The organism is Bradyrhizobium lablabi, assembly GCF_001440475.1.
Lineage (GTDB): Bacteria > Pseudomonadota > Alphaproteobacteria > Rhizobiales > Xanthobacteraceae > Bradyrhizobium > Bradyrhizobium lablabi.
In genome coordinates this window covers 1-11436 of the sequence record NZ_LLYB01000026.1, presented here as the reverse complement: position 1 = coordinate 11436, position 11436 = coordinate 1, and the positions used below count along the sequence as shown (strand labels likewise).

The window sequence follows — 11436 nt, the reverse complement described above, 5'->3', positions numbered from 1 at the left end:
ACTGCATTGGGGGCGCCCGCGGTCGCGGACCGACTTCTTCAACGGTATCGACCCAAAGCGGACGTCGGTGAGCTGGCCGCCGATGTCAGCTTTTGACAATGCAGACAAGCCTCACTTCGACAGCAGCGAAGCATCGCCAAAGTCCCTCTCGTCACGGAAACTGGGACATGTTGCAGGTGATGCTAACCTGACCGCAGGGCCCGAGGTCAGATCGATCGTTGGCTGATAAACCCTTCTACAAGAGTCCCTGGCGAGATTTTGATCCGCCGTGTTGCATCGGCGGTCAGCCAATTCATCGCAGAGGGTCCAACCCATAGCGATCGGTCTGGGCTGCTTGGATTCGCGGATCTGTTTGGTCCAGCCGGGGCCTCCGGAATCCCCGGACTACGCCAACGGACGACGGAGTTGACGCAGGTTTTCTTGATCCAACGACGCAGCAAATTGTAACGGCGTTCGACGTTCGCCGCGGTCTTCTCGCTTGCCTGATCAGTCGCGATCGCAAATCGGCCCTGTGTGATCACCGTGCCGGTGATTACGCACCTTATGAATTGAATTGTTGCATACTCACCTCTGCAATACCAATCGTTGCACGATGGGATGAATTCGGCTGGTAGCTTTGGCAGGTCCTCGGGGGACCAGATGATGCAGTAGTAACCGACAGAAGCGACATTTCGAGTTGTTGGGGGCGCGGCCGACTTCCACCGCGGGCCATCTACGAGAAGAACCACGGGGTCGCGTAACAACTCCGACATCAGCACAGCCTCGTCATCCGGATGCATCACAAATCGAATGTCGCTTCTCACACAGCCCCCTCAGTTCGCGTTCCACCAAAGCACGCCCTGCAAGGGACGTAGTGTTGCTACTTCCTTTTGCGGCGCAAGAGTCCGGAATTGGCCCGCTTGAGACCTGCCCACCGGCTCAGAAATTATCCGCTTATTGGGGTAGACCGGAAATGACGGGTGCGTGGTCTGAATGACGCGATTGAACCATTCAGGACTCTGTTGTCGCGACGCGGCCAACGCTCTTTCAAGGCTAAATTCCGAGGTCCAGTCGTTGCACCAGAACCACAGACGCGCAGCGCCAGCGCCGGCGGCGCCGCCATGCCTTTCTTTCAACAAATAGCGAACATCCCCTGCCGACTGCAACGGCAGCAGACCATCCATGCCCATCCCCATTCTGCGACTGCTCGCGAGTGTCCTTTCGCTGGCGCTCATAGTCTCTACATCGGCGACTGCAGAACCGAAACTTGAAATGCATCGTGTCGGCGTTAACGTGGACGATGGCTCGGGATGGTATCCGGCTGTTTCGACCAAGGGCTCGTTCTCGATTCTCCTGCCAATTCCCTTCAATGATTTCACGACTCGCGACCCGGGCACGGACGAAGTGAGCCATGTCGTCGGCGGCAAGAGTTCTGAGGGAATCAAGTTTACCGCGGTTGAACTGCCGGCAACCGCAAAGACGCCTGTCGACCTCGCGGCGATTCCCAAATCTTTCTCATCCAATCCGGCTAACAAAGTGTCTGATGTAAGCCGCAATACCAAGGATGACGTCGACAATCTGTTCTTCTCAGTCGCCAACTCGGCAACGACTGCGCATTTCCGCTACATCAGGACGAAAGGTACGCTCTACATGGTAACGATTGAATGCCCCAATGCGTATCGCGACGTGGCAGCGGAAAAGAAAGAAAAATTCTTCGGATCCTTTGAACTCAAGGGGAAGTCCTGATCGAGCAGATAGGGATTATCGTATCGTCAGGTACGGCGAAATTAGGCTTCTGCTTTTCGGCCCATTCGGACGTCGCTTGATGTTCGACCAAGTTCGGAATTCGCCCCAAAGCGGACGCGGGTTCACGCTCTAGCTCACCACCGCGACCGCGAGCACCGACAGCATCATCACACTCGTCACCAGTTGCAGCGACACGGTCGGCTGCGCGCGCCACTGCGCGAGCTTGTCGGCGAACGACAGGCCGGCATCGAAGAACAGCGGCTCGTAGCTGTTCTTGAAGAATCTTGGAAATTTCGGCGCCAGCCAGGGTGTGAACAGGCCGTGGAAGATCGAAGCCGCCACCACGAAGAACACCGCGCCGCCGGCGATCTGGTGATGCGCGAGTCTAAGCAGCAGCGTGGCGGCGGCGAAGGTCGGAAAGCCCTGGAAGGTGGCGGTGAGCGCAAAACCCTCGAGGCGGTTTTGCAGCGATGATTTCGGTGCAGCGAGGGCGTTCATGGCGGCGGCTCCGGTGAGGTCCATGGCGAGGATGGACGCCAGCATGTGCGCCTGCGTGTCGGCCGGCCGTGACCGGCGTCACGCTGTCCCAAACATAGGTGCGCGTGGCGAGAGCCCCTCACCCGGCGCTTGGCGAGAGAGCCACTAGAGATTGGGTGGCTTGCCAGGCAAATCAGGCACGGCTTGGTCCAGTCGTCCCTGCAGAAATAATCCGCTTCGCGATTGCCCCAAATCACGCGTACAAATCCGGCCATCCCGCACCCGCAGGAGGGGCGTATCGCGATCGTCACGGACGTTGGGCGCGGGATGCGGTGGACGCAGCAGCGTCGGCCGCGCCAGTAATCGCAGGGCGGGCGTTGTCCCGTGAGCGATCGAACGGCGCGCGACGAACGGCGCTTAAACGCTTCAACCAGAACTTCGGTCTGGCAGCATGCGGGCCAATCGAAACATTCTGGCAGATGAAGCCGCGGACGGCAAAAGCGTGTGGTTCTGGCACCCGTGGCTGGTGTCAAGCCGGCGGAGATCGATCTGTCACAACCGGGCTTCGATCGATCGTCAATCCGTCAGCGACGGAGGCCAAAGGAATTCGGCTCCGGGAAGAGCGCGCTATAAGCCGTTAAAACCATTGCGCAGGGAAGGCCGGGTGTTCCGGCGCACCTGCAGTCCGCCGTGTGCACCCCTGTGCGCACGACTGCGGGTGTCATGGGCACCCGGCCTTCCCTGCGCCCTCTTCGATTTCGAGGGCAACGCCGACCGCAAAGCTCGGGCGCAATGTGCCGCGAGAATGCGGAGGCGTGTCTCCTCCGTTGTCATGCCCCGCGAAGGCGGGGTATCCAGTACGCCGCGGCCTCTCGGTTCAAGCACTGGCATCTCTGGAATACTGGGTCACCACCCCTGTACGCAATTGCGCACAAGGCGGGTGACGACAATCAATACGCTTTTTGACATTCAAATCTGTTTATTGTCGCCGCTCGCGAAAGCCGGTTTATTGCTGACGTGGCAGCCACGATGGGAGATTCCCTTGAAAGCAATCGGCGCGGCGATCCTGCTCGCACTCGGCCTCACCCCGCCGGCCTTCGCGCAAGTCAGGGACAAGGCGCCGAACGCCGACCGGCCATTGCTCGCGACATTCTGCGATGCCGCTGACATCAAGGGATCGGCCTGCAGGCGGGCCAAGGCATATCCCGGCCGCAAGCGCTGCGACGTCAAGCTGCGGCCGGATCGTTACAGCGGCAAATTCCTCGCCGACGGCAGCACGCTTCTCGTCGTCAATTACGAAAGCGGCTGCGAAGCCCACGCCAATGACTTCGGCGGCTCGGTCATCTTCGAGCAGAAGGACGGCGCCGCCATCTTCAACGGATATCAGCCGGGCCTTCAGGTCAGCGATTGCATCATTGTGGCGCGCAACGACAGGCAGGATCGCCTGATCTGCATCACCGGCCATATCGGGCAAGGCCATCTCGAATCCGGCGTCGCCGAAATGGTGTTCGCCCGCGACTTCAACAAGACGATCGATATGTCGCTGAACTATTTCGTGACCGGAGAGGATGCGGTCGGCGCCTACGGATCCAACGTCGTCGAGTGCAAGGAAACGTCGAAATATTTCGGCTTCGCCAGGCTCGGCCCCGGGCCGGGACCCGATACGGTTGCCGTCGAGATCGCCCATGCCGACAAGGCAACGATCGAGACCGCATGCACCAAGGGCTTTCCGAAACCGAAGGAGCTCTTTGGCGAGCTGGGGCCCGGCGAAGCCTATGTCCCGCCTGGCCACGAGAAGAAAGTGAGGTTCGTGATCGACCTCACCACCAGCAAGGCCGTGCCGGAAGCGGAGTTCGTCAAGCGGTAACAGGTGCCGCTATGGTTACCCGAAAATAGCGTGGCCGGCATTGCGGAAGCCGCCCTGCCTCGGAAACGGTGATGGCCTACCGCAGGCCGTGGTGTCGCGGCGCTGTTGAACCTTCCCTCGGGCAGGCGCGTCAAAGTCCTTTCAGAATACTTTAAGTCCTTTTGCCGATTGTTAGTTGTGCCGTTCCGTTCACAATGAATGCGGCCGCGAGAATCGGGTCGAACACAGGTAGGTGGGCGAATGACCGAGGGATCAAATCGCCAGCGCGTGCTGGATTTCCTCAACGTCCTGTATTCCGGCGACGTCGAAGCCGCGCTGGAGCGCTGCACCGACGACGTCGAATCCCTCGCCAACGCCCCGATCGACATCCTCCCGCATATGGGCCATCGCCGCGGCAAGGCCGAGCTGCGCGAGATGTGGAATGCGGTGCGTGCCCGCTATTCCGAGCTGCGCTGCGAGGTGCCGATGCTGGTCGCCGAGAACGACAAGGCGGCCGCCTTCATCCGCGTGTTCTTCCGCAAGAACATCAACCAGCGCATGGTGCAGTTCGACATCGCCGGCTTCTACACGCTGCGCGACGGCAAGATCAGCCACATCAGGGAAATCATCGACACTTTCGACCTGGTGCAACAATTGCTCGAGCGCGATGTCGCCGCGATCCTGACCGGACGGCGGCCCAACCCGATCTAGCGCGGTCGGCAATCCGGGCCTGCGACTGACGCGACATTCGGCCATGCATCCCTGCGCATGACGCATCAACAGGCAGCGCATCCCCAGCGCTCATTTTCCCGGCACCATTGAACCTGATCGCGCCGGCCGTGACACACCACAAGGCTGTTTGCGGGCATTTAGAACCTATGAAGATCGCGTTGCTGGCTTTGCTTGGTTTGGCGCTGGGCATTCTGGGCGGCGCCGCGCTTGGAATCGGGGCCGGGCTGGTCTGGATCGAAGTCTTTAAAACCACGAGTTTTGAAGGCTATAGCGGGATGCTGGTGTTCTTCACCTTCATGCCGCTGGGGGCCGCGATCGGCGGTATCGGTTGCGCCCTGCTGTTCGGCATCATCGCCATCCGCGACGCCGAAATCGCCATCGAACGCGAGCCGGCGCGTCGCCGCGACCGCTAAAGCGGCCGAAATAGGCCGCATTTGTGCAATGCAGAAACGGCAATTGTGTTTTGGCGGAACTGCTCTATTTCTGGCTGTAACAGTGAAGTCCGGCATTTCGGCCCGGCGTCGATGAAGACGCCCTGTTGGGCGCGCTTGCCGTTTTTAATTTCCAGTTCCAAGGACCAGATCAAAAATGACAGAGCATAGTCTCTGGCGTTTTTCGCGCGCGTTTCATCGCGCGATCAATGAACGCCAGCCCGCCGATCTCGAAGCCCTGCTCGACGAGGACGTCGACTGGGCGATCTACGGACCGATCGACATGTATCCGTTCTTCGGCTCGCGCCGCGGCAAGGAAGCCGTGATCGATGTCATCAGGCAGATCGCGGACAATTTCCGCGTCCACCGCTTCGACCGCGAATCGATCATGCTGGGCGTGGACTCGGCTGCGTCGATGATGCGCTATTCGCTGACGGCGCTGGATTCGAACAAGCCGATCAGCCTGCGCATCGCCCATTTCGCGCAATTCAAGGCCGGACGCCTCACCAACTTCCGCGTGCTGGTCGACACGTTCGATCTGGTCGAGCAGACCGTGGGCTATCCGATCAACCTGCCGCGAATGGCGGTTTAGTCGGGTCTTTCGCTGTACCCGCCATAATTTCGCAACAGAGCGAACGCATTCTAGGCGCGACTTGGAATGCGGGCGGGCAATGATTCCGAAAATGCGATTTGGCTGGGCGCGGCTGCCATTGCTGGTGGCCGGCGTAAGTTTGGCTACGATGCTGGCGGCAGCGGCGCAAACGCCGCCGGCGAACGACGAAGCGGAGACGCAGGAGGCCGAAGAGACCGAGGCGGCTCCCAGCGTCAACGACGTCGACATCATGAAGGACATCGACGTCGACAAGCTGGACTGGAGCCAGCTTAACGTCGATGCGTCGACCCTGATGGACTTAATGGCGAAGGGAGGCAGCTCGTCAAAGGGCGCTGCCAGCGCCGACGCTTCCTGGTCCGCCAATGAGAGGGCGAACGGCACCTCCGCCGTGTCGGTCAAGCAATCGATCTCGCCGTTCTGGGATACGCGCATCGGCGCCGACATGACCGTCGCCCGGCAAGGCACCGCGACCACATCCGAGCAGCTCTCCGAAAAACTCGCCAATGGCGGCAGCCTGCCGCAATCGTCCGGCACCGCATGGGCCGCGATCACGGCTCCCGGCGTCGCTTCGATCTGGGACAAGACCGCGGTCGAAGCCCGCGTCGATCCCGGATCCGAGCAGAGCAAGCTCGGCACCTCCTTGAGCAAATCGCTGCCGATCAGCGAGCAATATTCGCTGACGCTGCGAAACGACTACAACCTGATCCAGCAGGGCATCGTGCCGGTGCCCGGCATCGTCAGCCATCCCTCCCGCAGCTACGAAACCGACCAGTCGGCACGGCTCAGCATTGCCGATACCGGCACCAGCTTCCTTGCCGGCCAGACCCTGTCGACCTCCGACGACAAATGGCTGCGCAAGGTCGGCGCCGAGCAGAAGCTGTTCGACGGCGTCACCATCTCCGGCTCGATCGGCGAAACGCCCTCCGGCGTCGCCAGCAAGAGCCTCAGCGCGGGCTTCAAACGGAGCTGGTAAGGGGCGAAATCGCCCGATTTGGCGAGGGTTTTCAGCCCCTTAAGGTTAACGCCGGAGAATGAACGACCATTGCCGCAGAATGGCCCAGATGCGGTCAAAATCGGCGGGACAGATGAGGCCCGCTCCACTTCGTCGTGCGGGGGACTGTCCGCGCTCGCCTGAAAGCGAAACAGAGGAATAGCCGATGAACGCCACCAATCGACCCGAACAGGTTGAAGCAAATACAGAGGTCGACAACGATCTCGCCGCGGTCTCCGAAGTAGAGGCCGGCATCCGTGATTTCGTTCGCAACGATATCGCCTATCTGCGCCGCCCCGCAGTCGCTCCGGACACCGCGCCGCTCGACGCCAATGCGGAAGCCACCGTCAACAACGTCAATTCGCTGATCCAGCGCGTCGCCGGCACCTCGCTTGCTGAAATCGAGAAACTGATTTCCGAACTCGAGAGCCTGCGCGACCTCTTGCATGCCGAAGGCCAGCGCGTTCAGCGTGAGATCTCGGGCTATGCGCAGCTCAGCCAGGCGGCGATGAAGTCGACGCGCATGATCGCCGACAACGTCACGCAGTGGAAGCGCGCCGCCGACGGCCTGCGCAACGCCTGATCTGATCGTTGCAAAAATCTAACACTCCGCCGCGTTCCGTAACGGAGCGCGGCGGTTTTGTTTGGCTGTGCTCGATCTGAACTTTATAAGTCGGTCGCGTCCAAGGACGGATGTCGTCACGTGGCGACAGGCACCTTTTGTGGGACACACCGGCGATGCAAAACGTTCAGCCAGACAACATCGATTCAATGCCGTTGCGGCAATCGTCCCATAGCATGGGCACGCTCGTGATCCGCTTCGTCGGACTGCTGACGCTCGCGGTCGTGGCAATGACGCTGATCTGGAGTCGCTGAACTTTCTTCAGCGCTCGCTAACTATCCGATCTTGCAATTACTGACGCGCGAACGAGGTTTCCTCGATCGTGTAGACGCCGTCGGCATAGGACTTCACCACCATGGTGGCGGTCAGCATCACCGCCATCGTGACGGTCGCGAAGACAAAGCCGACGAATTTCAGGCTGTTGCGATCTGCCATGTTCATCCCCTCGGTACTTCCCCTGAGACGCTTATGGCAGGCAGAAAGTTCAAAATGCGTTAGCAAAAAATCCGTTGCGCGGAGTCATGGATTACGAAGCCCTAACGGAACAATTCGCTAACCATGCGCCGGGCTATTATTAACCACCCCGCCGCGGCACGAAGGCGGTGGCAAGGAACGAGAACACGACTTCGCCGCGCTGGTTGATGCCGGTATTGCGGGCCTGGAGGATGCCCCATTGGGGACGCTTCTCCGAGGTCCGCTTGGTCTCGACCTGGTTGGAAAAGCTGATGGTATCGCCGGCCAACACCGGCCTGATCCAGCGCAGTTCACGAAACCCCGGAGACGGCCCCCATACCGCAACCTTCTCGCCGCGCGCGGCGGCCTCCGCCGACAGCCGCTTGCCGTCGGCGACCAAAAGCTTCATGCACACTGCCGCGACGTGCCAGCCCGATGCCGCGAGACCCCCGAACAGGGAGTTGCGTCCCTCCTCCTCATCGAGGTGAAAGCGCTGCGGATCGAACTGCGCGGCAAACCGCTTGATGTCTTCGGCGGTAAAGGTAAACGAGCCGAACTCGCGCCGGGCGCCGATCTCGATGTCCTCGAAGAAACGCATCGCTACGCCGCTCCCGCCTCGAGGCGCCGACGCACGATGATCGGCGACTCCATCTCGCACAGCACAACGCCTGCCGCGTTGCGGATTGTGCCCTTGAAGGTCACGATGCCGGTCTCGGGGCGGCTCTTCGAAATCCTGGCCTCGGCGACGTCGACATCCAGCGTCAGGTCGTCGCCCGGGCGCAGCGGCGCCAGCCAGCGCATTTCATTGACACCGGGCGAGCCGAGCGAGGCGGTGCGGCCGATGAAGCCGTCGAACAGCATTCGCATCATCAGCGAGCCGAGATGCCAGCCTGAGCCGGACAGGCCCTTGAGCATCGAGGCCTTGGCCGCCTCTTCGTCCAGATGCATCGGCTGCGGGTCGTATTCGGCGGCGAAGGCCAAAATCTCCTCGCGCGTGACATGGCGTGGTCCGAACGTGCCGAAATGGCCGGGCTTGAAATCTTCGAAGGTCAGCGTGGTCATGGATGTCGGAATTGAGGATAGCTATGGGCAAGCCCGAATGTGGCCGTTATTTGCAGCAATCTCAACCCGCCCACTCGCATGGCTCGTTCGCCGGGAGAGAGTGCCGCCTGCGGCGCTCGCCCCTGACTTGCCCGAAGCAATTTTCGGGGTTAGCCCTGTGTTATCTGGGGACCAGGTTATTTGACTCGCCGGGGAGGGCCACCGATGTTCGATTTTCAGGACCTGTTTCAGTGGGACCGTTTCATTACGCCCACGATCATCAAGACTTTTTACTGGCTGGTCATCGGCTTGATCGTGCTGTTCGGCCTTTCCGGAATCTTTTCGGCGCTTGCCGCGATGGCGATCAGTCCGTTCGCCGGATTCATCCTGCTGCTGTCCTCGATCGCCGGCGTCGTGGTCGGCGTGGTGTTTTCGCGCATCGCCGCTGAATTCATCCTGATCGTCTTCCGTATCAACGAGCATCTCGGCGCAATCCGCGATCAGGGCGGGATGCGGTAATTCTATCCCCGTCATTGCGAGCGAAGCGAAGCAATCCACCTCTCCGCGCGGGGATAGATGGATTGCTTCGTCGCTTTGCTCCCGTGCGCAAACGCTTCGCGTTTGTCGCAGGCAATGACGACGGCGAATTCAGTTATTGAACCTGAAGTGCATCACGTCGCCGTCGGCGACGACATATTCCTTGCCTTCCAGCCGCAGCTTGCCGGCATCGCGGGCGCCGGCTTCGCCGCTCAGCGCGACGTAGTCGGGATAGGCGATGGTCTCGGCCCGGATAAAGCCCTTTTCGAAATCGGTATGGATGACGCCGGCCGCCGCAGGCGCCTTGGTGCCGCGGTGGATGGTCCAGGCGCGCGCTTCCTTCGGGCCGACGGTGAAATAGGTGATGAGGTCGAGCAGCTGATAGCCGGCGCGGATCAGGCGGTCGAGACCGGCCTCTTCCAGGCCGAGCGTATCGAGAAACTCGGCGCGCTCCTCGCGTGACAGGGTCGCGATCTCGGATTCGATCTTGGCCGAGATCACCACCGCGACCGCGCCTTCCTTCTTGGCGTGCTCGAATACCTGCTTCGAGAAGCTGTTGCCTTCCTTGGCCGAGCCTTCCTCGACGTTGCAAACGTAAAGCACCGGCTTAGAGGTCAGGAGGCCGAGCATGCCGAAGGCGCGCTCTTCTTCCGGTTTGCGTTCGAGAAAGCGCGCGGGCTTACCGTCGCGCAATAGCACCAGGGCGCGATTGACGAGATCGAGCGCTTCCTTGGCGTCCTTGTCGTTGCCCTTGGCCTTCTTGGCCAGGTTATCGACGCGCTTTTCCAGGCTGTCGAGGTCGGCGAGCATCAGCTCGGTCTCGATGGTCTCGATGTCGGCCAACGGCGCGATCTTGCCTTCGACATGGGTGATGTCGGAATCCTCGAAGCACCGAACGACGTGCGCGACCGCGTCGACCTCGCGGATGGTGGCGAGGAACTGGTTGCCGAGGCCCTCGCCCTTGGAGGCGCCGCGGACGAGGCCAGCGATATCGACGAAGGTCAGCCGCGTTGGAATGATCTGCGCCGACTTGGCGATATCAGAGAGCTTGTCGAGCCGGGGATCGGGCACCGCGACCTCGCCGACATTCGGCTCGATGGTGCAGAACGGATAATTCGCCGCCTGCGCCGCAGCCGTCTCGGTCAGCGCGTTGAACAGCGTCGACTTGCCGACATTGGGCAGGCCGACGATACCGCATTTGAATCCCATCGTGTCCTCAAAACCATCCTGTCGTCATGGCCGGGCTTGTCCCGGCGTGACGGTTGCGAGATCAAGCCGGCTTGTCTCCGCCGCCTTCCTTCTCGAAAAATCCCTTGGCCTGCAGCGCCAGATGCACCTTGTTCGCGAACGAGGAGTCGTGCCCTGCCGCCAGCAAGCCGGCATTGTCGGCAACCGCCGCGCACAAGGCTTCCACCCAGGCCCGGTCGCTCTTCGCAAAGTCCGACAACACGTGGCTGTGCACCATTTCCTTGATGCCGGGATGACCGATCCCGAGCCGCACCCGGCGATAGTCGTTGCCGATATGCGAGGAGATCGAGCGCAGCCCGTTGTGGCCGGCGATACCGCCGCCGACCTTGACGCGCACTTTCGCCGGCGGCAGTTCGAGCTCGTCCTGAAACACGGTGACGTCGGAGGCGCCGAGCTTGAAGAAATTCGCCGCTTCCTGAACCGCGCGCCCGGACTCGTTCATGTAGGTGGTCGGCCGAAGCAGAACGACCTTCTCGCGATCGAGCGTGCCTTCGGAAGTCTCGCCCTGAAAACGGCGGCGCCACGGTGCGAAACCGTGACGCCGCGCAATTTCATCGACGGCCATGAAGCCGATGTTGTGCCGGTTGTTCGCGTATTTCGAACCGGGGTTACCGAGACCGACAAACAGGCGCATGGCGCGGCATCCCTGCCGCTGCTTACTTCTTCTTGTCGCCGCCCGCCGGCGCCTTGGCGGCCGCCGCCGGAGCTGCAGCACCTGCC

Annotated in this window: 17 protein-coding genes; 9 read left to right on the top strand and 8 right to left on the bottom strand. The window is 61.1% G+C overall.

The window, feature by feature from the left end:
- Nucleotides 1–206: 206 nt before the first annotated feature.
- Nucleotides 207–803: a hypothetical protein gene (locus CQ14_RS48535; protein WP_488230442.1), complete on the bottom strand. Its 597-nt coding sequence runs from the start codon at nucleotides 801–803 to the stop codon at nucleotides 207–209.
- A gap of 9 nt (nucleotides 804–812) precedes the next feature.
- Nucleotides 813–1163, bottom strand: a complete 351-nt coding sequence (locus CQ14_RS43100) for a hypothetical protein (RefSeq protein ID WP_156434589.1) — start codon at nucleotides 1161–1163, stop codon at nucleotides 813–815.
- Here CQ14_RS43100 and CQ14_RS00540 point away from each other — a divergent pair.
- On the top strand, nucleotides 1162–1725 hold the full coding sequence (locus CQ14_RS00540; RefSeq protein ID WP_057856011.1) for a hypothetical protein: 564 nt from the start codon (nucleotides 1162–1164) through the stop codon (nucleotides 1723–1725). The two genes, CQ14_RS43100 and CQ14_RS00540, sit on opposite strands and share 2 nt — an antisense overlap.
- 129 nt (nucleotides 1726–1854) lie before the next feature.
- On the opposite strand, the gene CQ14_RS00535 is transcribed toward CQ14_RS00540, so the two are convergent.
- A complete protein-coding gene (locus CQ14_RS00535; protein WP_245320084.1) occupies nucleotides 1855–2268 on the bottom strand; it encodes a hypothetical protein in 414 nt (137 codons plus the stop codon).
- A 976-nt stretch (nucleotides 2269–3244) separates the two neighbouring features.
- Here CQ14_RS00535 and CQ14_RS00530 point away from each other — a divergent pair.
- The 7 genes from CQ14_RS00530 (at nucleotide 3245) to CQ14_RS43095 (ending at nucleotide 7691) form a co-directional block, all read left to right on the top strand.
- Entirely contained in the window at nucleotides 3245–4069 is an 825-nt protein-coding gene (locus CQ14_RS00530) for a hypothetical protein (protein WP_156434588.1), read from the top strand.
- Nucleotides 4070–4309: 240 nt separating this feature from the next.
- Nucleotides 4310–4759 carry a nuclear transport factor 2 family protein gene (locus tag CQ14_RS00525; protein WP_057856009.1) on the top strand — a complete coding sequence of 150 codons (450 nt, stop codon included), beginning with the start codon at nucleotides 4310–4312 and terminating at the stop codon, nucleotides 4757–4759.
- Between the two features lie 167 nt (nucleotides 4760–4926).
- Nucleotides 4927–5193 (top strand): hypothetical protein, encoded by a 267-nt coding sequence (locus CQ14_RS00520; protein ID WP_057856008.1) that lies wholly within the window; start codon nucleotides 4927–4929, stop codon nucleotides 5191–5193.
- A gap of 175 nt (nucleotides 5194–5368) precedes the next feature.
- Nucleotides 5369–5803 carry a nuclear transport factor 2 family protein gene (locus CQ14_RS00515; RefSeq protein WP_057856007.1) on the top strand — a complete coding sequence of 145 codons (435 nt, stop codon included), beginning with the start codon at nucleotides 5369–5371 and terminating at the stop codon, nucleotides 5801–5803.
- Between the two features lie 91 nt (nucleotides 5804–5894).
- The gene (locus tag CQ14_RS00510) at nucleotides 5895–6797 is read left to right on the top strand and encodes a hypothetical protein (protein WP_199805400.1); all 903 of its coding nucleotides are present in this window, start codon (nucleotides 5895–5897) and stop codon (nucleotides 6795–6797) included.
- Between the two features lie 184 nt (nucleotides 6798–6981).
- The gene (locus CQ14_RS00505) at nucleotides 6982–7398 is read left to right on the top strand and encodes a hypothetical protein (RefSeq protein WP_057856005.1); all 417 of its coding nucleotides are present in this window, start codon (nucleotides 6982–6984) and stop codon (nucleotides 7396–7398) included.
- A gap of 155 nt (nucleotides 7399–7553) precedes the next feature.
- Nucleotides 7554–7691: a hypothetical protein gene (locus CQ14_RS43095; protein ID WP_156434587.1), complete on the top strand. Its 138-nt coding sequence runs from the start codon at nucleotides 7554–7556 to the stop codon at nucleotides 7689–7691.
- Nucleotides 7692–7728: 37 nt separating this feature from the next.
- Here the strand turns inward: CQ14_RS43095 and CQ14_RS44360 are convergent, their stop codons facing one another.
- The 3 genes from CQ14_RS44360 to CQ14_RS00495 form a co-directional block, all read right to left on the bottom strand.
- A complete protein-coding gene (locus CQ14_RS44360; RefSeq protein WP_199805399.1) occupies nucleotides 7729–7872 on the bottom strand; it encodes a hypothetical protein in 144 nt (47 codons plus the stop codon).
- Nucleotides 7873–8011: 139 nt separating this feature from the next.
- Nucleotides 8012–8488, bottom strand: a complete 477-nt coding sequence (locus CQ14_RS00500) for a MaoC family dehydratase (protein WP_057856004.1) — start codon at nucleotides 8486–8488, stop codon at nucleotides 8012–8014.
- Nucleotides 8489–8490: 2 nt separating this feature from the next.
- Nucleotides 8491–8952, bottom strand: coding sequence for a MaoC family dehydratase (locus tag CQ14_RS00495; RefSeq protein ID WP_057856003.1), 462 nt, complete (start codon nucleotides 8950–8952; stop codon nucleotides 8491–8493).
- A 204-nt stretch (nucleotides 8953–9156) separates the two neighbouring features.
- Between CQ14_RS00495 and CQ14_RS00490 the strand changes: the two genes are divergently transcribed.
- Nucleotides 9157–9450, top strand: a complete 294-nt coding sequence (locus CQ14_RS00490) for a DUF4282 domain-containing protein (protein ID WP_057856002.1) — start codon at nucleotides 9157–9159, stop codon at nucleotides 9448–9450.
- Nucleotides 9451–9579: 129 nt separating this feature from the next.
- On the opposite strand, the gene ychF is transcribed toward CQ14_RS00490, so the two are convergent.
- Both ychF and pth read right to left on the bottom strand, forming a co-directional pair.
- Nucleotides 9580–10677, bottom strand: a complete 1098-nt coding sequence (gene ychF, locus CQ14_RS00485; protein ID WP_057856001.1) for a redox-regulated ATPase YchF — start codon at nucleotides 10675–10677, stop codon at nucleotides 9580–9582.
- A 61-nt stretch (nucleotides 10678–10738) separates the two neighbouring features.
- Complete coding sequence (gene pth, locus CQ14_RS00480; protein ID WP_057856000.1) at nucleotides 10739–11350, bottom strand: aminoacyl-tRNA hydrolase; 612 nt, start codon at nucleotides 11348–11350, stop codon at nucleotides 10739–10741.
- Between the last annotated feature and the right edge of the window lie 86 nt (nucleotides 11351–11436).

Coding starts and splice junctions, on each gene's coding strand:
- CQ14_RS00540 (WP_057856011.1), top strand. CDS start 1,162: ATGCCCATCCCCATTCTGCGACTGCTCGCGAGTGTCCTTTCGCTGGCG.
- CQ14_RS43100 (WP_156434589.1), bottom strand. CDS start 1,163: ATGGATGGTCTGCTGCCGTTGCAGTCGGCAGGGGATGTTCGCTATTTG.
- CQ14_RS00535 (WP_245320084.1), bottom strand. CDS start 2,268: ATGCTGGCGTCCATCCTCGCCATGGACCTCACCGGAGCCGCCGCCATG.
- CQ14_RS00525 (WP_057856009.1), top strand. CDS start 4,310: ATGACCGAGGGATCAAATCGCCAGCGCGTGCTGGATTTCCTCAACGTC.
- CQ14_RS00520 (WP_057856008.1), top strand. CDS start 4,927: ATGAAGATCGCGTTGCTGGCTTTGCTTGGTTTGGCGCTGGGCATTCTG.
- CQ14_RS00515 (WP_057856007.1), top strand. CDS start 5,369: ATGACAGAGCATAGTCTCTGGCGTTTTTCGCGCGCGTTTCATCGCGCG.
- CQ14_RS00510 (WP_199805400.1), top strand. CDS start 5,895: ATGCGATTTGGCTGGGCGCGGCTGCCATTGCTGGTGGCCGGCGTAAGT.
- CQ14_RS00505 (WP_057856005.1), top strand. CDS start 6,982: ATGAACGCCACCAATCGACCCGAACAGGTTGAAGCAAATACAGAGGTC.
- CQ14_RS43095 (WP_156434587.1), top strand. CDS start 7,554: ATGCAAAACGTTCAGCCAGACAACATCGATTCAATGCCGTTGCGGCAA.
- CQ14_RS44360 (WP_199805399.1), bottom strand. CDS start 7,872: ATGGCAGATCGCAACAGCCTGAAATTCGTCGGCTTTGTCTTCGCGACC.
- CQ14_RS00500 (WP_057856004.1), bottom strand. CDS start 8,488: ATGCGTTTCTTCGAGGACATCGAGATCGGCGCCCGGCGCGAGTTCGGC.
- CQ14_RS00495 (WP_057856003.1), bottom strand. CDS start 8,952: ATGACCACGCTGACCTTCGAAGATTTCAAGCCCGGCCATTTCGGCACG.
- CQ14_RS00490 (WP_057856002.1), top strand. CDS start 9,157: ATGTTCGATTTTCAGGACCTGTTTCAGTGGGACCGTTTCATTACGCCC.
- ychF (WP_057856001.1), bottom strand. CDS start 10,677: ATGGGATTCAAATGCGGTATCGTCGGCCTGCCCAATGTCGGCAAGTCG.
- pth (WP_057856000.1), bottom strand. CDS start 11,350: ATGCGCCTGTTTGTCGGTCTCGGTAACCCCGGTTCGAAATACGCGAAC.